We start from the raw sequence: 19,115 nt of genomic DNA on the forward strand, positions 1-19,115 counted from the left end.
AGCTGTTGCGTAAGTGCTCGACCTGGCTGCTATCGACCGATGGCAGCTTTTTTTTGGTCTGCGAACGAGGACATGGATGTCTTGATCTGCGCTGCCGGCGCACGCCATTTTCTTCCTCCTGGTTCCCGAGATCCCGATGTTGCGTAAATCCCTCAGAGTACAAATGCTCACCCTGCTGGCCGGTAGCCTGGCGGCGATGCTGTTGATCGCCCTGGTGTGCTTTCAGTTTCTGTCTTCCAGCGTGCGCGGTTATGCCGGGCTGGTGGATGGGCCGTTACGGGCTTCGCAACTGATCGACGAAGCCAATCTGCAGTTCAAGATTCAGGTGCAGGAGTGGAAGAACGTCTTGCTGCGTGGTCGCCAGCCGGCTGATCTGGACAGGTACTGGCAGCAGTTCCAGACGCGTGAGCAGCAGGTTCAACAGTTGCTCGGGCAATTGATCGAGACCACCGATGGCAAGCTCAAGGCGCCCTTGCAACAGTTGCGCGAGAGCCACCGGCAGTTGGGGGTAGCCTACGAAAAGGGGCGTCAGGCGTTCTTGGCCGCAGGCGGCGACCCTGTGGCGGGCGACCAGGCGGTGAAGGGGGTCGACCGCGCTGCCAGCGAGCAAATGAGTGCGCTGGTCGAACAGCTGCGCGCCGATGCCCGCGAACGGGCGTCCCACATCAGCGCCGTCGCCGAGCGCACAGTGTGGTTGGGTGTGTTGGTCATGTTGGTGTCGGCTGCGCTGGTCGGCCTGCTTAGTCTTTGGTTGATCAATCGCAGCCTGATCAAGCCTATCGGCCAGCTGATCGAGTACGTCGCGCAACTGAGTCAGGGCCGCTTTGTCTCGCGGGTGGACAGCCGCCGTGAGGATGAACTCGGTCGCCTGGCCCGGGCAGCCAATACCCTGCGTGACTTCCTCGCCGACACCGTCGGCCGTTTGCAGGACAACGCCCAGGAGCTCGAAGGTGCGAGCGGCCAATTGCGCAGCATCGCCAGTGACATGGCCCGTGGGACCCATGACCAGTTCCAGCGCACCGACCAGGTGGCCACGGCCATGCACCAGATGTCCGCTACCGCCCAGGAAGTGGCACGCCACGCTGCCGAGGCAGCACGCGCGGCGGATGAAGCAGACCAAAGCGCCCAGGCCGGCGAGCAGGTGATGCAGCAGACCATCGACATCATCGCCGTGGTCAACCGTGAAATTGCCGGTACGGCTGCGGTGATTCGCGAACTGGAAAACGACAGCACCCGCATTGGCAAGGTACTCGAGGTGATTCGCGGCATCGCCGAACAGACCAACCTGCTGGCGCTCAACGCTGCCATAGAGGCGGCCCGTGCTGGCGAGGCCGGGCGTGGTTTTGCGGTGGTTGCCGACGAAGTGCGCAGCCTGGCCCAGCGCACGGCGGCTTCCATCGCGGAAATTCATCAGATCATAGAGGCGGTGCAGTCGGGTGCGGTGGACGCGGTGAAGGCCATCGAAAGCGGTCGGCAGCGCAGCGAGGAGGGGGCCGAGCAGGTCCAGCAGGCGGGGCAGATGCTGCAGCGCATTACCCTGTCGGTGGAGGCGATTCGCGACATGAACCGGCAGATTGCCACGGCGGCCGAGGAACAGACCAGCGTGGCCGAAGACATCTCGTGCAACCTGATCGAAATCACCCGCATCGCCACGGCGAACCAGGAGGCCGTGCAGCACACCGAACGAGCCGGGCAGCGCTTGCATGGCCTCTCGGGGCAGTTGGGTGAGGTGACGTCACGCTTGACCGCCTGACGCGCAAGCGCCAGGCGCGGGTTCACCGGCGAAGCATCCGGGGGAAATCCGCCACCCAGGTTGGCGCAATCCGCTGCCCTGTGGCGGATTGTCGCCATGCGACCTACCGCCTCACCCCATGTTGCCTGGTCCAGGGCCTGTTGGCACGCTCCCTGCTCATAGCGGCGCGCGTGTACACAACAACTGGATCACATCAATGAAGAAAATCCTGCTGACGCTCCTCTGCCTGAGCGTCATCGGTTGCTCCAAACCCGAGGCGCCGCAAAAGTCCGTCGATGTCCTGCTGATCGGCGGCGGCATCATGAGTGCCAGCCTCGGCACCTACCTCACCGAGCTTGAGCCGAACTGGAAGGTCGACGTCTACGAACGCATGGACCAGGTCGCCGAAGAGAGCTCCAATGTCTGGAACAACGCCGGTACCGGGCATTCGGCCTTCTGCGAGCTGAACTACACCAGTGAGGGCACGGACGGCAGTATCGACATCAGCAAGGCCGTCGGTGTCAACGAGCAGTTTGAGATCTCCAAGCAGTTCTGGGCCTATCAGGTCGAGCAGGGCGTGCTGAGCAACCCCAAGTCGTTCATCAACAATGTGCCGCACATGAGCTTCGTATGGGGCGACGAGAACGTCGCCTTCCTGCACAAGCGCGTGGCCGCACTGCAGCACAGTTCGCTGTTCCGCGGTATGGAAATTTCCGAGGACCACGAGCAGATCCGCAAATGGGTGCCGCTGGTGATGGAGGGCCGGGACCCAGAGCAGAAAGTGGCTGCCACGCGGATGGCCATCGGCACCGACGTGAACTTTGGCGAGATCACTCGTCAGCTGTTCGCCTCGATGGCGCGCAACCCCAACGTCAAGCTGCACCTGCGCCATGAAGTGCGTGACATCGTGCGCAACGATGACGGCACCTGGAATGTGCTGGTGGCCGACTTGGCCAATGGTGGGGAGCAGACTCGCGTCAACGCCAAGTTCGTGTTCATCGGTGCCGGTGGCGGTGCGCTTAAACTGCTGCAGAAATCGGGCATTCCCGAAGCGCAAGGCTACGCCGGCTTCCCGGTGGGTGGCCAGTTCCTGATGACCGACAACCCGGACATCGTCGCCCGCCACAAGGCCAAGCTTTACGGCAAAGCCTCGGTCGGCGCGCCGCCGATGTCGGTTCCGCACCTGGACACGCGGATGATCGATGGCAAGCAAGTACTGCTTTTCGGCCCGTTCGCGACCTTCTCCACCAAGTACCTCAAGCACGGCTCGCTGCTGGACATGTTCGCGTCGTTGACCAGCCACAACGTGCTGCCGATGGTGCATGCCGGCATCGACAACATCGACCTGAGCACTTACCTGATGGGCCAATTGATGCTCAGCTTCGATGACCGCATGAACGCCCTGCGCGAGTATTTCCCCAATGCCAGGAACGAAGACTGGCAGTTGCTGCAGGCCGGCCAGCGCGTCCAAGTGATCAAGAAGGACCCGGTACACGGTGGCGTTTTGCAGTTCGGTACAGAAGTCGTGGCCGCCGAGGACGGCAGCATCGCCGCGTTGCTTGGCGCTTCCCCAGGGGCTTCTACCGCTGCGCCGATCATGCTGACCGTGCTGGAAAAGACCTTCAAGGACCGCATCCGGACGCCGCAATGGCAAGCCAAGCTCAAGGAAATCGTGCCGACCTATGGGCAAAAGCTGAACAACGATCTGGAGCTGACCAACAAGACCCGTCAGTGGAGCAGCGCGCGCTTGCAGTTGCTTTACATACCGGTGCAGGCAGAATAGGCCGTAGCCGACCTTAAGTGAGTGGAGTGCTGTGCCGGCCTGTTCGCAGCGCCGGTACAGCTTGCCGACATTTTCTGGACGCAACAAAAAGCCCGCACAAGGCGGGCTTTTTGAAGGATCTGGTCGGAGAGACAGGATTCGAACCTGCGGCCTTCTCGTCCCGAACGAGACGCGCTACCTGGCTGCGCTACACTCCGATGAACAAAATCCTACTGTATCGTCTTTTTGAACGCAAGCCCTTGTTGTGTAAAGGCCGTTTGCTCGAAGGCGGGCTCCATCAGAGCTCTTTTACGGTGCGAATCTGGTCCTTGTTCAGGCGCGTGCGCTTGCCGTCGAGTTGCTCGAATTCATAGAACCCGGAGTCCTCGTCGAACGTCGGGGTGTCCACGGCCTGGATCTCGCGACCGTCGTTCAGCGTGATGACGGTTGGCGATGCGCAGCCAGCGAGGGCGCCCAGCCCCAGGGCGAGAATGAAGGCAGGAAGGGTCCGTTGAATCATCGTGTTTCTCCAGTGCGATGGTGCTAGATGACATTAAGACGCAGGGCGTCCATGCAAGTTCCTCTGACAGTGCAGCATAGCGCTAAAGCCCGGACATTGACCGGGAACAACGGCGGCATCGGCCAGGGCCGGCTGTGATATAACTGCGGCCATCACTTGCTACTGCGACGAATGCTCATGAAAGCCAAAGCAGACACCCCCTTCGTGCCGCTGAACATCGCCGTGCTCACGGTCAGCGACACCCGTACCTTCGAAACCGATACCTCCGGCCAACTGTTCGTCGACCGCTTGACCGAGGCCGGACACCAACTGGCGGCGCGGGTATTGCTCAAGGACGACCTATACAAGATCCGCGCCCAGGTTGCGAACTGGATCGCCGACGAGACCGTGCAGGTGGTATTGATCACTGGCGGTACCGGTTTCACTGGCCGTGACAGCACCCCGGAAGCCGTGGCGTGCCTGCTGGACAAGCAGGTGGAAGGATTCGGCGAATTGTTCCGGCAGATCTCCGTTGCCGATATCGGCACTTCCACGGTGCAGTCTCGTGCTCTGGCAGGCCTGGCCAATGGCACCTTGGTCTGCTGCCTGCCAGGGTCGACCAATGCCGTGCGTACCGGTTGGGACGGCATCTTGGCCGAGCAGCTCGACGCCCGCCATCGCCCCTGCAACTTCGTGCCGCACCTGAAGCAGGCAACGGCCTGTGACAGCCGTGGTTGAGGCAGTGCAGAAGCAGCCGCTGATGTCGGTCGAAGAAGCGCTGCAGCGCTTGATTGCCCTGGCCGAGGCTGCGCCGATCGAGGCACGCGAGATCGTTCCGCTGGCCGAGGCACAGGGCCGGGTCCTGGCGACCGACCTGGTGGCTACGCTGGACCTGCCGCCCTGGCCGAACAGTGCCATGGACGGCTATGCGCTGCGCCTGGACGACTGGCGAGGCGAGCCGCTGCCGGTCAGCCAGCGCATCTTTGCCGGGCATGCCCCCCAACCTTTGCAGCCTGGAACCTGTGCGCGGATCTTCACCGGCGCGCCGCTGCCCGCGGGCGCCGATTGCGTCGAGATGCAGGAAAACGCCGAGGTGCTGGACGATGGCCGGGTGCGTTTCCTCGAGCCCATGAAGCTCGAGCAGAATGTGCGACCACAGGGCCAGGAGACCCGCCAGGGCGAACAGGTGATGGCTGCCGGTACGCGTCTCGGGCCGATTCAGTTGGGCTTGGCGGCGACACTTGGCTTCGCCACCTTGGAGGTGGTGCGAAAGATTCGAGTGGCAGTGCTCAGCACCGGCGATGAATTGGTGGAGCCTGGCCTGCCGCTAGGGCCTGGGCAGATCTACAACAGCAATCGCCGTCTGCTGGTGAGCTGGTTGCAGCGCCTGGGTTGCGAGGTTCGCGATGTGGGCATCCTGGCTGATGACCTGGCCCGCACGCGCGAATGCCTGGCCGGGTTGGGCGATGTCGACCTGATCCTTTCCACGGGCGGTGTTTCCGTCGGTGAAGCTGACTACCTTGGTGCAGTCCTGCGCGAGGCCGGTGAGCTGGCGTTGTGGAAACTTGCGATCAAGCCGGGCAAGCCCCTCACGTTCGGACATTTCCGTGGTGTGCCGGTGATCGGCTTGCCAGGCAACCCAGCGTCCACGCTCGTCACCTTCGGGTTGCTGACCCGCCCCTACCTGTTACGCCGTCAAGGCGTGACCGAGGTGACGCCCTTGCGTTTCGATATGCCTGCCGGTTTCGAATGGACCAAGGCAGGAACCCGCCGCGAATACCTGCGTGCGCGTATCGAGCAAGGCCAGGTGCGGATCTACAAGAACCAGAGTTCTGGTGTGCTGCGCAGCGCGGCATGGGCCGAAGGCCTGGTGGAGGTACGCGAAGGCACCCTGCCCAAGCCGGGCGACAGCGTGCCGTTCATTCCCTTCAGCGAGCTACTTGACTGAACGCCCGAGCCAGGCAGCATCGGTTTGCCTGGCGTCGGCCGGCGTGGCTTGAGTCAGGCGCATATGCACATTCTCCAACTGCTGGGCGCTGACGCTCCAGTCGTGGCGTTGTCGGGCAAACTGGCGGCCGGCCTCGCTGAGCTGGCACATGCGCCATGGTTGGTTGAGTAGTTGCGTGATGAACAGCGCCAACTGGTCGCCGTCGTCACTGCCCAAGTAGTGCTCGCCGTTGTTCACGGCCAAGCCTGAAACGCCCTTGGCAGTGGTGATGACGGGCAAGCCTGCGGCCATTGCCTCAAGAATTTTCACTTTGGAGCCGCCGGCATAGCGCAGGGGCGCGAAAAACAGCGCGGAACGTTGTTGCAGTTCGCGCAGGTCAGGGCGGTAGCCGAGCCATTCGATGCGCGGATCGTTCCAGTGCAGTTTCCAGCTGGCGGGCATGGCGTGCCCGGCGATAGCCAGGCGCACGGCGGGGTTGCTCATCCAGACTTGGGGCAGGATCTCCTCCAGCGCCCATTCGATGGCTTCGAGGTTGGCGCCATACTCGAAATTGCCCACGAACAGCAGACGCTGGCTATGAAATGCCGGGCGCACGTTCTGGTAGTGATCGCAGTCGACACCGTTGACCACCACGTTTACCGGACGCCCGCTGACCTGGCTGATGAGGTCGGCGTCATGAGTACTCACCGCCACCACTTCGGTGGGTTGGCGCAACACGCGTTGCTCCCAGCGCCGGTAGCGCCAGCGGTCGAAGGCATTGAGCGGTCGCAGCCACAGGGGCAGTTGGTCATGGCAGGCGGCGCCCATCACCGATTCGACCGTGTGCTCGGTCAGCATGTACGGTAAGCCGCGGGCCTGCAGGGCTTTTTCGAAAGGCTGGAAGCTGTAGCTGTGCTCGATCTGGATCACATCCCAGGGTTCATCCAGCAATTGTTCGAAGCGGTGTCGAAGGCAGGGGGCCAGGCCGTTGATGATGGCCCGCATCGGGTAGTCGATGATGGGGGATGCCAACAGGTTCAGTGGGCTGTGAAGCGGGCGCCTGGGCAGCACTATCAGGCGCTCGACCAATGGTTCCAGAGCATCGCGGGCGGCATCGCTGAGCGGTATCTTCGACTGCACCAGCAAGGTGATCCGGTGACCGTGCTGCGCGAGGGCGCGCAGCAGGTGGTATTGCCGGGTCTTGCTGCCGCTGGTGGTGGGCCAGGGCAGGTAGGGCAGTGTCCAGAGAATGCGCATGACCCGGAATCCTCGCTAAAGGTCGCGGATAACAAGACGCGCCCGCTGACAATCAGCCAGCAGCTGCTGTCGGGGCGCGTCCATAGATATCAGTAAAGCGTACGATGTCGTCTTCGCCCAGGTATTCGCCGCTCTGTACTTCGATCATCACCAGGTCGATGACGCCAGGGTTGGTCAGGCGGTGGGTGCGGCCTGGTTTGATGAAGGTGGACTCGTTGGTATCGAGCAGGAATTCTTCTTCACCATTGGTCACGCAGGCCATGCCGCTGACCACGATCCAATGTTCGCTGCGGTGATGGTGCATCTGCAGTGACAGGGACTCGCCAGGGCGCACCATGATGCGCTTGATCTTGAACCGCGGGCCTTCCTCCAGCACCGTGTACATCCCCCAGGGACGAGTGACGGTGCGGTGCAGGCGATAGGTTTCGTGGCCCTGGTGCTTGAGCTGCTGGGCGATGACCTTGACCTCCTGGCTGCGCGAGGCATCGGCGATCAGCAGGGCGTCGGGGGTGTCGATGACGATCAGGTTGTCCAGGCCCACGGCGCCAACCAGGCGCTTGGGTGAGTCGATGTAGCAGTTGCGTACATCGTGCAGCACTGCTTCACCGTTGCAGTGGTTGCCGGCGTCGTCGGTCTGGCGCAGCTCACGCACCGCTTCCCAGCTACCGATGTCGCTCCAGCCCAGCTCGCAGGGCACCACGGCGACCTTATCGGAGCGCTCCATCAGGGCGTAGTCGATGGAGATGTCCTCGGCCAGGGCGAAGCTGTCCGCGTCCAACTCCACCTGTAGCGCCTTGTCGCCTTGCTTGATGGCACTGCGCTGCAGGCAGGTGGCGACGCTGCCGAGCAATTCGGGTGCGTGAGCCTGCAGTTCCTCAAGCACACTGCTGGCGCGCAGGCAGAACATGCCGGCGTTCCACAGGTGGCGTCCACCGTCGAGGTATTCTTGGGCGGTAGGCTTGTCGGGCTTTTCAACGAAACGAGCCACCTGATAGGCGTGCTCGTTCAGCGCTTTGCCACGTTCGATGTAGCCGAACCCGGTCTCGGCGCGGTCGGGCACCAGGCCAAAGGTGGCCAGCCAGCCGTTTTCGGCCAGCTGGCGTGCATGAGCGACCGCTTGGGCGAAGGCTTCGAAATCTTGTATCAGGTGGTCGGCGGGCAGGATCAGCAGCAGGCTGTCCTCACCATATTGCGTGGCACAGTGGAGTGCGGCGGCGGCTATCGCCGGAGCCGTATTGCGTCCACTTGGCTCCAGAATGAAGTCCAAGGGCAGCTTGCCTGGATTGACCTGGCCATACTCATCCTGGGTGCGAAAGAATACTTCTCGGTTGGTCACGGTCAGCAAGCGCTCGACCCCGGGTAGGGCGCTGGCACGCGCGAAGGTTTTCTGCAGCAGGCTCTCGCCATCCGGTAAGCGCATGAAGGGCTTGGGCATGGCTTCCCTGGAAACCGGCCAAAGACGGGTACCGGCACCGCCAGCAATGATACAGGGGATCAGAACGCTCATTTCACGACCTCGACTCAGGGCGCCGTCAGTGGCGCCATTGAAGGGGAACGATGCGACCTGTCAGGGTTATGGCGGCAAAAAGTCAAAAAACCGACTTTTCTAGGCATCATCTTCCATGAAGGCCAAATATTTGTCGATCATGCTCCCTGTGAGCGAAGCTTTCAATGATGAATGTGTGAATTTGGTTGTTTTTCGTACGATGGCTTGCGTAGGAGGCCCTCGTCAGTCGAGCAGGGCCATGCAGCATTCTGCGAGAGGCGATGGTCGACATCTGGAGAAGACTGTCTTCACTGGGGAGAAAAACGATGCAAGGGCGCAAGGCGGTGTTGATCCTGCACGGCAAGCAGGCGATGAATGACGAAGTGCGTGAAGCCGTGCGCGGTATGCGCGAGCGCGGTTGGACGTTGGATGTGCGCGTCACCTGGGAAGCCGGGGATGCCCAACGCTTTGTCGATGAGGCGGTGGCGGCCGGTTACACCCATGTGGTCGCAGGTGGCGGCGATGGTACTTTGCGCGATGTAGCCGAAGCCGTGGGGCTGGCGGCCACGGACGCCAGCCTGGCGCTGCTACCGCTGGGCACCGCCAATGATTTCGCCAAGGCTGCTGGAATACCGCTGGAACCTGCGGCGGCGTTGGCGCTGCTGGAGCAGCCCGCAAAACCGATCGACCTGGGGCAGGTGGGCGAGCAACTGTTTCTCAATATGGCCACTGGTGGTTTCGGTAGCCAGGTGACGGCCAACACCTCGGAGGATCTGAAAAAAGTGCTGGGGGCGGCGGCTTACCTGTTCACTGGGCTGTCGCGTTTCAGTGAGCTGCAAGCCGCCAAGGTGGCGTTGCAAGGGCCGGGGTTCGATTGGCAGGGCGAGTTGCTGGCCCTGGGGATCGGCAATGGACGCCAGGCTGGCGGCGGTCAGGTGCTGTGCCCGGAGGCGGTGGCCGACGATGGCCTGCTGGACATCGCCATCCTCCCTGCGCCTCAGGAAATGTTAGGGGCGCTGCGTGACCTCTTCGCCGGCGAGGGCTTGTTCGTCCGCGCCAGGTTGCCGTGGGTGGAGGTCAAGTGCTCCCAGGGGCTGGACATCAACCTTGACGGCGAACCGTTGCAAGCCGAAAGCCTGCGCTTCGAGGCGAAACCTGCGGCCCTGCGCTTGCACCTGCCGGAGGGCTCGCCGCTGCTCAGTCGTCCAGGCTGATGATTTTTTCGCGTACGGCGAACAGCACCAGGCCGGCCACGTCATAGATCTGCAGACGTTTCATGATCTGCGAGCGGTGGGTTTCAACGGTCTTGATCGACAGGCCAAGGCCGGCGGCGATCTCGCGGGTCGATTTGCCGCGCACGATCAGACGCAGGATCTCCAGCTGGCGGGCGGTCAGGTTGTGACGCTCACTGACGGCGTGCTTGCCATGCTGTGCATGCATGAGTGCCTGATTGATCACGGTGTGGGCGATGGCCGGGCTGAGATAGCGCTCGCCATTGCACAGGGCGGCCAGGGCCTGTTCCAGCTCGGTAGCGGTGGTGTCCTTGAGCAGGTAGCCATGGGCGCCGCTTTCCAGGGCGCGCATGATCAGCTCCGGGTCGGTGTGCATCGACAGGATCAGCACCTTGCTGGTATTGCCGCTGGCGCGCAGTTGGGTGAGCGCATCCAGCCCGCTGGTGGAACGCATGGAAATGTCCAGCAGGATGATGTCCGGCGCCAACGCATGCACCTGTTCGAGCAGCTGGTTGCCGTCGTCGGCTTCGCCGATCACGGTGTAGCCAGGAATGTCGGAAACCAGGGCTCGGACCCCGGCACGGATCAGCGAGTGGTCGTCCACCAACAGCAATCTACAGGTCATGGGAAGCGGGGGTCCTGGCACGTTCATGGGTGCGTGGCGGCCATGGGAAAATGACATCGATCCGGGTGCCCAGGCCAAGCTGACTGGTGATGGTCAGGTTGCCCTTCAGGGCCACCACCCGTTCCTGCATACCGGCCATGCCGCGTTGGCCGGCCTCGGCCGGGTTGCTCGTGGGAGTGAAGCCGCGACCGTCGTCCTGGATGGTCAGGGCCAGGCCTTCGGGGCTGCGTTGCAGCTTGATGGTCAGGTTGCGTGCCTGGGCATGGCGCAGCATGTTGGTAACGGCTTCCTGGGTGATGCGAAAGACGGCCATGGACACTTCCTCGCCAATCCCCCCCAGGCGTTGGTGGCATTCCAGGCTCCAGTGCACGTCGCTGCTTGCCAGTGTGCGAACCAGGTGAGCACGCAGGCTGGCTTCCAGGCCCAGGCTGGCCAGTTGCCTTGGGTTGAGAATGGCCGAGACATCGCGCACGTTGCTCAAGGTGTCTTCCAGGGTGTCGCGCAGGGTGCTGCACTGTGGCTGCAGGTCGGCTGGCATCCGCCGTTGCAGCCAGTCCAGTTGCAGCTTGGCAGCGGTCAGCAGTTGGCCGATGTCATCATGCAGTTCGCGGCTCAGGCGTTGGCGCTCGCTCTCCTGGACCTTGAGCATGCGGTCGGCCAGTTCCGCCGGCTGCAGGTTGATCGACCTAGCGCCGCGGCTCAAGTGCCAGGCCACACCCAGCGTGGCGATCAGTTGCAATACCAGCAGGCCACCCGGCAGGGGTTGGTTGGCCATGAACAGCACGAGATTGGCGACCAGCGAAGCCACGCACAGCAACGCCGTCATCCAGCGCAGCAGGGCAGTGCGAGAACAGCAACGCAGAGGGATCTTCAAGCGTGGGAGCATAAATAGGGAAGCCACTGAAGTATTGCTGATGGAGGGCCTTGCACAGGTATTACCAGAGGCTTTGGCGTAGTGCTTTCAATCAATCGTCCAGCGCACGTCGAAAGGATCTGCAGGGGTGCCGAGAGCGTTTTCGTGTGCGCATATTAACACTTTGGGATGATTTGGTCGCGGGCAGCCAGAGCATCGAATCCTTAGGATTTGCGGGGGTATCCGGAGGTTTTTTCATCTCCGGACGAGGCAAAATGCCATTGTTTGACCAAGTTGTGTGCTTTTCCGGCGCAACTCGCTTGAATCGTACTCAAGTGCAAACGCCAAACTTTGGCCAAACTTCACTAGTTCGACCATGGTGGGCCTTGAACAATACGCTTAGTTGCTCTTCGGAAGGGGCGTTCGCGCCGCTCTAAAGGGGGGATGAGCGCTGCGCTGGCGCGGCCGAATGAAGGTGGGCGCCCGACTGTTCGCGCTCATTGCAGGAGGCACACGTTTGCGGAGCAGGTTGGCCCAATATCCGGGCCAGCTCACCCAGCAGCGTGGTCTGTTCGCAGGTGTCCAGGCTCAGGCGGCCGGTGCGCGGGTCGACCAGCTCCAGTTGCCAGGCCAGCAGTGTCAGGCAGGCATCCACGGCCGGTAGGGCTTCACCCTTTAGGTGTCGTTCGTGGCAAGCAGGGGCCAGCATCCGTTGCAAGGCTTCGGCGTAGCGGGCGACTTCGATCAGGCCCAGGTCGTTGGCGCGACGGGCAAGAGTATCGAGGGTGTTGTTCAGGCAATTGCAGGCATCCGGGTCGTTGTCGATCAGTTTCAGGTGCTGTAGGCATTCCTGGGACTGGGTTAACAAGATCTGCGCATCCAGCAGAAATTCCTGCAGGGCGATGCTGTTCGAGGAGGCGTGGTCCATCATGTCACTCCGGCGGCTTTAGCTGGAGCGGGGGTTGGCAACGCCAAGACGATTGCTAGCAAAAGCCTGACTCCATTCATGCAATGAGAATGGCGTCACATTAATGGCTAAAGGATATTGCGAACATCAGGTTGCACCCGATTGCTGCTAAGGGTTTCCCTGATACTGGGTAGGGGTGGCGACGAAGAAGGTGGGGTTGCGATGATCGCAGTAAAGCATGATGGTAAAGTGATATCAATCGCTGGCAAGGCTTTTTCCTGCGGGGGTCAAGCTGCGCATAAAAATGCCGATACAGGATGGATCAACTCACTTTTCCCACACGAGCCTGGGGGCTTTTCCAATGGCTGGCATTCTCGACACGGTAGACCAACGAACGCAATTGGTGGGTGAAAACCGCCTGGAAATTCTGATGTTCCGCCTGGCAGGTCGCCAGCTGTTCGCGATCAACGTGTTCAAGGTGCAGGAAGTGCTGCAGCTGCCCAAGCTGACCTTGATGCCGCAGCGTCATGCATTCGTCTGCGGCGTGGTGAACCTGCGCGGGCAGACCCTGCCAGTGATCGACCTGTCCCAGGCGATCGGCATGCGCCCGCTGCAGCCGGGCCCGGACAGCACCATCATCGTCACCGAGTACAATCGCTCGGTGCAAGCCTTCCTGGTGGGCGGAGTCGATCGCATCGTCAACATGAACTGGGAAGCCATCATGCCGCCGCCTTCCAGCGCTGGCCGTCAGCATTACCTGACCGCCATTACCAAGGTCGATGACAAGTTGGTGGAAGTGATCGACGTGGAAAAGGTCCTGGCCGAGATCGTTCCCTACAACGCCAGGGTTTCCGGCGACAAGCTCGCCGACCCGGTGCTGTCGCGTGCTCGCGGGCGAGAAGTGTTGCTGGTGGATGACTCCAGCGTAGCCCTGGCGCAGTTGCGCGACACCCTGTCCCAGCTTGGCGTCAAGCTGCATGTGGCCAGCGACGGCCTCAAAGCACTGCGCATGCTCAAGGGGTGGGCCGATGCTGGCGAAGATGTCTGCGAGAAATTGCTGATGGTGTTCACTGACGCCGAGATGCCGGAAATGGATGGTTACCGGCTGACCACCGAGATTCGCGGCGATGCGCGCCTGCGCAAGCTCTATGTGGTGCTGCACACGTCGCTGTCGGGCAGCTTCAACGAGTCCATGGTCAAGAAGGTCGGTTGCGACAATTTCCTCTCCAAGTTCCAGCCTGATCGTCTGGTCGATGTGGTGAAGCAGCGTCTGTTGCTGGATACCGCCAGCGCCTGATACCTGCGCTGACCGTGCGCCGGGTATAAGCTAGGCGTTTTCGGAGAGTGCGAGGCTGGCAAGGATGTTTCTGAGTGAGTTGTATCGATATCCGGTGAAGTCGGGGCAGGCGCAACGCTTGCAGGCTTCGCCGGTGGATCACCTGGGTGTGCTCGGTGATCGTCGCTGGATGGTGGTTGAGGAGGAAAACGGCCGCTTTTTGACCCAGCGCGCCTGGCCGCAACTGAGCCAGCTCAAGGCAAGCCATGTTGAAACGGGGCTGCTCTTGGAAACCCCAGGGCAGCCGTCGCTGCAGGTGAAGATGCCGGAGGCTGACGATGATTTGCGCGGGGTGACGATCTGGCGCGATACCTTGCGGGTGCCCGATGCGGGCGACGAGGCGGCTGCCTGGTTGTCGCAGATGCTCGCAAAGCCTGTACGTCTGGTGTATTGCCCGCCACAGCGTGCTCGCTACCTGCCCAGCGGTTATGGCTTGAACAGCGACCGGGCGGCGTTCCCGGATGGCTTTCCATTCCTGCTGATTGGCCAAGGGTCGTTGGATGAACTCAACCGGCGCATTGGCCGGCCCATGGAAATGCTCCGCTTCCGACCGAATCTGGTGGTGCAGGGCAGTGAGCCGTTCGCCGAGGATAACTGGAAGCGCATTCGCATCGGCGAGTTGGAGTTTCGCCTGCTCAAGCCCAGCGTGCGCTGCATCTTCACCACGCTCGACCCAGTGACCGGAGAGCGCAGCCCGGACCGTGAGCCGTTGACCACGCTCAAGACATTCCGTGAAAAGGAAGGGGATGTGTTGTTCGGGCAGAACCTGGCGGTGGATGGCCGAGGGGTGCTTGAAGTGGGGATGAGGGTCGAGGTGGTGGAATAGCGGGAGTGCTTGCCGGCCTCATCGCCGGCAAGCCGGCTCTTGCAGGGAGCCTGGCCGTGTACCCCCTGACAACCGACAGGGGGAGCATGGCTTACATATCGTCGAAGTACCGCTCATGCCAATCCACCAGCGGTTGCGGCGAATTGAGCTTCTGTCCGTAGATCACCGAATACGACAGCACGTTCTGCACGTACTGGCGAGTTTCATCGAACGGGATCGATTCCACCCACACATCGAAGCTCAGGTGCTTGGCGCCCTTGAGCCACTGCCGTACCCGTCCGGGCCCGGCGTTGTAGGCCGCCGAGGCCAACACCCGGTTGCCGTTGAACTGGCTGTGTACCTGGCTCAGGTAGGCTGCGCCCAGCTGGATGTTCTTGTCCGGGTTGAACACTTGCGACGGCGACGCCAGTGGGATGCTGAACTTGCGTGCGGTTTCCTTGGCCGTTGCCGGCATCAGCTGCATCAGGCCACTGGCACCCACGCTGGAGCGGGCATCTTCCATGAAGGCGCTTTCCTGGCGGGTTATGGCGAACACCCAGCTCGAATGCAGGCCGCGTACCTTGGCCTCGCGCACCAGGGTGTCGCGGTGGGCCATGGGGAAACGGACGTCCAGGTCGTCCCAGTATTGAGCCTGGCTGATGGTGCGAATGGCCGGGAAATACCAGCGCAAGTCATAGGCCAGGCGCGCCTGGGCCACCATCTCGTCACGTGTGAAGTGGCGGCTGACGTGGTACCACTCGCGGCGCCCTTCGACGATCTGGCCGCGGGCGTGGAATTCCAGGGCGCGTTTGATCCCGGGCGTATTACGCACCTTGTTGACCAGTTGCGGGCTCAGCACCAGGGGGCGGTTGTTCAGCTGGTAGGGCGTTTGAGCGCGGTCGGCGGCGAGGAAACCATAGAAATCCCGCTCGCGTGCCACATTCTTGTAAAGCAAGGGGATCTGCGGGTTGTTCGGCTGGGCCAGTTCCAGCGTGCGGGCTTGCCAGTACTTCCAGCGGCTGCTGCTGGCCAGGTCCTGGGGCAGGCGCTTGGTCAGCTCGTAGGCATCTTCCCAGCGGCCCAGACGCAACAGCAGACGCAGGCGCCATTCACTGACGGTGTTGTCGCGCAGTTCCGGGTCGAAACGGGTCATCAGGTCCAGGGCGCGCGGATCATAGCGACGGGCCAGGGTCAGGCCGATTTCCCGGGCGATGGCGACTTTTTCGTCGCGGGAGAAATGCATGCGCTGGGCGTAATCGTCGAGCAGCGCCATGGCGCGCTCTGGGTCCTGCCTGGCGAGGCGGCGCAAGCCGAGGCTGACCACGTCGGACATGGCTTCGTTGACCGGGGTGAAGCGCGAAGGTTGGTTCAGCAGTTCGGGTTTCTGTGCCACGTCGACCAGCAGGCGGCCCTGCGGGGCGAGGGTGGTCAGGGTCTTGACCAGGTTGTTGGCCAGCCCATAGTTGCGGGCTTGGGCGGCAAGCTTGGTGCGATTCCAGCGCTTGGCCTCGGTCAGCTGGCCTTCGGCTGCCCACATGCCGAACAGGGTGTCGCAGGCCGCAGGTTGCGACTTGCCGACATTCCACAGTTTTTCGGCGCTGGCGAAACCTTCGGCACGCATGCCATGGCTCAGTTGGTACTGACCGTTGAGGCAGTCCAGTTCAGTGAAATTGAGCTTGGGGTCGTAGTACTTGGCGAAGGTATTCCATTCGCCACGTTCGGCTAGCCAACGCAGCCAGCGCAGTTTCATCCAGTTGGCTTGTGGCAGGTCGCCATGCTTGGCCAGGAACCCCTCGATTTCTTCATTGCTGGCGCTTTTCAGGCGAGCGGTGAGCTCGTCATAGGCCAGGTAAGGCGTCAGCGGGTAGTCGCGCAGGGCCTGGGCGTAACGCAGGTACGGGCCTTTGTCGCCCTTGGCCAAGGCACGTTTGGCCTCGTCGTAGTACTGGCGTTGCAGGGAGAGGTCGGTGGCCTGCACCGCTGTGGCGGCAGCGGTGAGCAGCAGGCAGGATGCAATGTGTAACAGGCGGCTGCGCATGATACGTCCGGGCAGTTGAACCATGGGAAAGTGACGGCGATGCCAGCACTGTTGGAATCTATTGCTTAGCTTAGCCGTTTGCCCGCGACGGGTGAAAGCGCTGTGCTTGTATCAAGGCGTAAAGTTCGACCGGATGTCGCCAGGCCCTGGCAGGATGGCCAACTTAATGCCGGAAGGGGCCAAGTCAGGTAGAATGCGCGCCCGCTTTCTGGAGACGAACATGACCCTGCTCAAATTCAGCGATGTGTCCCTCGCATTCGGCGCCATGCCGCTGCTGGACAAAGTGTCCTGGCAGATCGCCCGTGGCGAGCGGGTGTGCATCATCGGCCGCAACGGCACCGGTAAGTCGAGCATGCTGCGCCTGGTAAAGGGTGAGCAGAAGGGCGATGACGGCGAAATCTGGCGTGCCCCCGGCCTGAAGATTGGTGAGCTGCCTCAGGAGCTGCCCGTAGCCGACGAGCGCAGCGTGTTCGACGTGGTGGCCGAAGGCCTTGATGGCGTGGGCGCGTTGCTGGCCGAATATCATCACCTGAGCCAGAACATTCAGGGTGATGAAGATCTGGAAAAACTCATGCATGTCCAGCACGAACTGGAGGCGCGCGATGGCTGGCGCCTGCAGCAGGTGGTGGAAAGCACCCTGAGCCGCCTGCAATTGCCGGCCGACAAGACCCTGGCCGAGCTGTCAGGCGGCTGGCGCCGTCGTGTGCTGCTGGCCCAGGCGTTGGTGTCCGAGCCCGACCTGCTGTTGCTGGACGAGCCGACCAACCACCTGGACATCGGCGCCATCGCCTGGCTCGAAGAAGCCCTGAGCGGCTTCAACGGTGCCGTGTTGTTCATTACCCACGACCGTTCGTTCCTGCAGAACCTGGCGACGCGCATCCTCGAGCTCGACCGTGGCGGCCTGATTGACTGGAATGGCGATTACGCCAGCTTCCTGGTGCACAAAGAAGCGGCCCTGGCCGCGGAAGAGACCGCCAACGCGCTGTTCGACAAGCGTCTGGCCCAGGAAGAGGTATGGATTCGCCAGGGCATCAAGGCCCGTCGTACCCGCAACGAAGGCCGTGTGCGTGCGCTCAAGGCATTGCGTGTGGAACGTAGTGAGCGCCGCGAGCGTCAGGGCAAGGCCAACATCCAGATCGAGGCGGCGGAGAAGTCCGGCAAGCAGGTCATGGTGCTGGAGAATGTCAGCTTCGCACACCCTGAGGGGCCGATGCTGGTGAAGGACTTCTCCATGGTCCTGCAGCGCGAAGACCGTATTGGCCTGTTGGGCGCCAACGGTACAGGCAAGACCACGCTGCTGAAGCTGATGCTCGGCGATCTTGAGCCGACCTCCGGCAAGGTAGAGCGTGGTACCAAGCTCGAAGTGGCCTATTTCGACCAGATGCGCCACCAGCTCGACCTGGAAAAGACCGTGATCGACAACCTGGCCGAAGGCCGGGACTTCATCGACATCGACGGGCAGAGCCGCCATGTGCTGAGCTACCTGGGCGACTTCCTGTTCAGCCCGCAGCGCGCGCGTACCCCGGTCAAGGCGCTGTCCGGCGGCGAGCGTGCGCGACTGCTGCTGGCCAAGCTGTTCAGCAAGCCTGCCAACCTGTTGGTCCTCGACGAGCCGACCAACGACCTGGATGTCGAGACGCTGGAGCTGCTGGAGGAAGTACTGTCCAACTACAAGGGCACGGTACTGATGGTCAGCCACGACCGGGCTTTCCTCGACAACGTGGTGACCAGCACCCTGGTGTTCGAGGGGGAGGGCAAGGTCCGCGAGTACGTCGGTGGCTATGAAGACTGGATTCGCCAGGGTGGCTCGCCGAAGTTGCTGGGTGTGACCGAAAGCAAGGGCGGCAAGTCGGAGCTCAACAGCGCGGTGGTGGAAAAGCCTGTCGTCGAGGCGGCGCCGGCCCCTGCAGCCGCGGCCGTTGATGCGTCGAAGAAAAAGCTCAGCTACAAGTTGCAGCGCGAGCTGGAGGCGTTGCCGGGGCAGATCGACGAGCTGGAGCAGCGCATGGCGGTGGTTCAGGAAGAGGTCAATGCACCTGGCTTCTACCAGCGCCCTATCGGTGAAACCTCGGCTGTGCTGGCGAAGCTGGAGAAGCTGCAGGCTGAGCTGGATACCTTGGTAGAGCGCTGGGCCGAGCTGGAAGGTTGATCCGACGGGCCCTATCGCCGGCACGCCGACGATAGGGCCCGTGCGGGTTGGATCATTCCTTCTTCTGCAACCGCACCGCCAAGACATCGCAAGGGGCGCCATGCAACACGTCATTGGCGGTAGAGCCCAGCAGCAATGCCAGCCCGTGGCGGCCATGGCTGCCGACCACGATCAGGTCGCAATGTTGTTCCTTGGCCAACTGGTGGATTTCCTGGCGCGGCTGGCCGTAGGTCAGGTGCGAATCGCCACGATTGATGTCCGGGTACTTGTTGAACAGTCGGTCCATGCGCTCCTTGGCCTGGTCGAACTGCTGCTGCTGCAGCTGAGACAGGTCCATGGGCACATCACCGCCGAATGCCATGGCCATCGGCTCGACGATATGCACCAGAGAGACCTTGGCGCCTGTAGGCTCTGCGAGCTTCATGGCGCGCTTGATCACCGGGTCGCATTCTTCGGTCAGGTCGACGGCAACCAGAAGATGTTCGTAGGACATGAGCTGTACTCCTG

At 62.1% G+C, this 19,115-nt stretch carries 16 protein-coding genes and 1 tRNA gene; 8 read left to right on the forward strand and 9 right to left on the reverse strand.

Annotated features, from left to right (window positions below):
* Nucleotides 1-136: 136 nt before the first annotated feature.
* Both P3R38_RS07845 and mqo read left to right on the forward strand, forming a co-directional pair.
* Nucleotides 137-1,753, forward strand: a complete 1,617-nt coding sequence (locus P3R38_RS07845) for a methyl-accepting chemotaxis protein (RefSeq protein WP_023379555.1) — start codon at nt 137-139, stop codon at nt 1,751-1,753.
* A gap of 196 nt (nt 1,754-1,949) precedes the next feature.
* Entirely contained in the window at nt 1,950-3,515 is a 1,566-nt protein-coding gene (mqo, locus tag P3R38_RS07850; protein ID WP_277686973.1) for a malate dehydrogenase (quinone), read from the forward strand.
* 120 nt (nt 3,516-3,635) lie between these two features.
* On the opposite strand, the gene P3R38_RS07855 is transcribed toward mqo, so the two are convergent.
* Nucleotides 3,636-3,712, reverse strand: a tRNA-Pro gene (locus P3R38_RS07855).
* Nucleotides 3,713-3,792: 80 nt separating this feature from the next.
* Nucleotides 3,793-4,014 (reverse strand): YgdI/YgdR family lipoprotein, encoded by a 222-nt coding sequence (locus tag P3R38_RS07860; protein ID WP_023379557.1) that lies wholly within the window; start codon nt 4,012-4,014, stop codon nt 3,793-3,795.
* Between the two features lie 177 nt (nt 4,015-4,191).
* On the opposite strand from P3R38_RS07860, the gene moaB reads away from it, so the two are divergent.
* Entirely contained in the window at nt 4,192-4,731 is a 540-nt protein-coding gene (gene moaB, locus P3R38_RS07865) for a molybdenum cofactor biosynthesis protein B (protein WP_023379558.1), read from the forward strand.
* On the forward strand, nt 4,715-5,941 hold the full coding sequence (glp, locus tag P3R38_RS07870; protein WP_023379559.1) for a gephyrin-like molybdotransferase Glp: 1,227 nt from the start codon (nt 4,715-4,717) through the stop codon (nt 5,939-5,941). The genes moaB and glp overlap by 17 nt, the downstream gene beginning before the upstream one ends.
* On the opposite strand, the gene P3R38_RS07875 is transcribed toward glp, so the two are convergent.
* Both P3R38_RS07875 and P3R38_RS07880 read right to left on the reverse strand, forming a co-directional pair.
* A complete protein-coding gene (locus P3R38_RS07875; RefSeq protein ID WP_104881999.1) occupies nt 5,930-7,177 on the reverse strand; it encodes a glycosyltransferase family 4 protein in 1,248 nt (415 codons plus the stop codon). The genes glp and P3R38_RS07875 overlap by 12 nt on opposite strands.
* 52 nt (nt 7,178-7,229) lie before the next feature.
* Complete coding sequence (locus P3R38_RS07880) at nt 7,230-8,684, reverse strand: mannose-1-phosphate guanylyltransferase/mannose-6-phosphate isomerase (protein ID WP_277686974.1); 1,455 nt, start codon at nt 8,682-8,684, stop codon at nt 7,230-7,232.
* A gap of 305 nt (nt 8,685-8,989) precedes the next feature.
* Here P3R38_RS07880 and yegS point away from each other — a divergent pair, with 305 nt between their 5' ends.
* Nucleotides 8,990-9,877 carry a lipid kinase YegS gene (gene yegS, locus P3R38_RS07885; RefSeq protein ID WP_023379562.1) on the forward strand — a complete coding sequence of 296 codons (888 nt, stop codon included), beginning with the start codon at nt 8,990-8,992 and terminating at the stop codon, nt 9,875-9,877.
* Here the strand turns inward: yegS and P3R38_RS07890 are convergent.
* The 3 genes from P3R38_RS07890 to P3R38_RS07900 form a co-directional block, all read right to left on the reverse strand.
* Nucleotides 9,861-10,520, reverse strand: a complete 660-nt coding sequence (locus P3R38_RS07890; RefSeq protein WP_277686975.1) for a response regulator transcription factor — start codon at nt 10,518-10,520, stop codon at nt 9,861-9,863. The two genes, yegS and P3R38_RS07890, sit on opposite strands and share 17 nt — an antisense overlap.
* Complete coding sequence (locus P3R38_RS07895) at nt 10,510-11,406, reverse strand: sensor histidine kinase (protein WP_027906765.1); 897 nt, start codon at nt 11,404-11,406, stop codon at nt 10,510-10,512. The genes P3R38_RS07890 and P3R38_RS07895 overlap by 11 nt, the downstream gene beginning before the upstream one ends.
* A 400-nt stretch (nt 11,407-11,806) precedes the next feature.
* A complete protein-coding gene (locus tag P3R38_RS07900; protein ID WP_277686976.1) occupies nt 11,807-12,304 on the reverse strand; it encodes a histidine kinase in 498 nt (165 codons plus the stop codon).
* 337 nt (nt 12,305-12,641) lie between these two features.
* Between P3R38_RS07900 and P3R38_RS07905 the strand changes: the two genes are divergently transcribed.
* Nucleotides 12,642-13,577, forward strand: coding sequence for a chemotaxis protein CheV (locus P3R38_RS07905; RefSeq protein ID WP_023379566.1), 936 nt, complete (start codon nt 12,642-12,644; stop codon nt 13,575-13,577).
* 64 nt (nt 13,578-13,641) lie between these two features.
* Nucleotides 13,642-14,442: an MOSC domain-containing protein gene (locus P3R38_RS07910; RefSeq protein WP_023379567.1), complete on the forward strand. Its 801-nt coding sequence runs from the start codon at nt 13,642-13,644 to the stop codon at nt 14,440-14,442.
* Between the two features lie 91 nt (nt 14,443-14,533).
* Here the strand turns inward: P3R38_RS07910 and P3R38_RS07915 are convergent, their stop codons facing one another.
* On the reverse strand, nt 14,534-16,459 hold the full coding sequence (locus P3R38_RS07915; RefSeq protein ID WP_023379568.1) for a transglycosylase SLT domain-containing protein: 1,926 nt from the start codon (nt 16,457-16,459) through the stop codon (nt 14,534-14,536).
* A gap of 220 nt (nt 16,460-16,679) precedes the next feature.
* Here P3R38_RS07915 and P3R38_RS07920 point away from each other — a divergent pair, with 220 nt between their 5' ends.
* Entirely contained in the window at nt 16,680-18,608 is a 1,929-nt protein-coding gene (locus P3R38_RS07920; RefSeq protein ID WP_023379569.1) for an ATP-binding cassette domain-containing protein, read from the forward strand.
* 52 nt (nt 18,609-18,660) lie between these two features.
* On the opposite strand, the gene P3R38_RS07925 is transcribed toward P3R38_RS07920, so the two are convergent.
* Nucleotides 18,661-19,101, reverse strand: a complete 441-nt coding sequence (locus P3R38_RS07925) for a universal stress protein (protein ID WP_023379570.1) — start codon at nt 19,099-19,101, stop codon at nt 18,661-18,663.
* Between the last annotated feature and the right edge of the window lie 14 nt (nt 19,102-19,115).

It is taken from the genome of Pseudomonas sp. NyZ480, assembly GCF_029537255.1.
In the GTDB taxonomy this organism is placed as follows: domain Bacteria; phylum Pseudomonadota; class Gammaproteobacteria; order Pseudomonadales; family Pseudomonadaceae; genus Aquipseudomonas; species Aquipseudomonas taiwanensis.

Excerpts from the sequence above, each read along its gene's own strand:
- P3R38_RS07860 (WP_023379557.1), bottom strand. The coding sequence starts at position 4,014 with ATGATTCAACGGACCCTTCCTGCCTTCATTCTCGCCCTGGGGCTGGGC.
- moaB (WP_023379558.1), top strand. The coding sequence starts at position 4,192 with ATGAAAGCCAAAGCAGACACCCCCTTCGTGCCGCTGAACATCGCCGTG.
- P3R38_RS07905 (WP_023379566.1), top strand. The coding sequence starts at position 12,642 with ATGGCTGGCATTCTCGACACGGTAGACCAACGAACGCAATTGGTGGGT.
- P3R38_RS07920 (WP_023379569.1), top strand. The coding sequence starts at position 16,680 with ATGACCCTGCTCAAATTCAGCGATGTGTCCCTCGCATTCGGCGCCATG.
- P3R38_RS07910 (WP_023379567.1), top strand. The coding sequence starts at position 13,642 with ATGTTTCTGAGTGAGTTGTATCGATATCCGGTGAAGTCGGGGCAGGCG.
- P3R38_RS07875 (WP_104881999.1), bottom strand. The coding sequence starts at position 7,177 with ATGCGCATTCTCTGGACACTGCCCTACCTGCCCTGGCCCACCACCAGC.
- P3R38_RS07880 (WP_277686974.1), bottom strand. The coding sequence starts at position 8,684 with ATGAGCGTTCTGATCCCCTGTATCATTGCTGGCGGTGCCGGTACCCGT.
- yegS (WP_023379562.1), top strand. The coding sequence starts at position 8,990 with ATGCAAGGGCGCAAGGCGGTGTTGATCCTGCACGGCAAGCAGGCGATG.
- P3R38_RS07925 (WP_023379570.1), bottom strand. The coding sequence starts at position 19,101 with ATGTCCTACGAACATCTTCTGGTTGCCGTCGACCTGACCGAAGAATGC.
- P3R38_RS07915 (WP_023379568.1), bottom strand. The coding sequence starts at position 16,459 with ATGCGCAGCCGCCTGTTACACATTGCATCCTGCCTGCTGCTCACCGCT.
- P3R38_RS07895 (WP_027906765.1), bottom strand. The coding sequence starts at position 11,406 with ATGCTCCCACGCTTGAAGATCCCTCTGCGTTGCTGTTCTCGCACTGCC.
- P3R38_RS07890 (WP_277686975.1), bottom strand. The coding sequence starts at position 10,520 with ATGACCTGTAGATTGCTGTTGGTGGACGACCACTCGCTGATCCGTGCC.
- P3R38_RS07900 (WP_277686976.1), bottom strand. The coding sequence starts at position 12,304 with ATGATGGACCACGCCTCCTCGAACAGCATCGCCCTGCAGGAATTTCTG.
- mqo (WP_277686973.1), top strand. The coding sequence starts at position 1,950 with ATGAAGAAAATCCTGCTGACGCTCCTCTGCCTGAGCGTCATCGGTTGC.
- P3R38_RS07845 (WP_023379555.1), top strand. The coding sequence starts at position 137 with ATGTTGCGTAAATCCCTCAGAGTACAAATGCTCACCCTGCTGGCCGGT.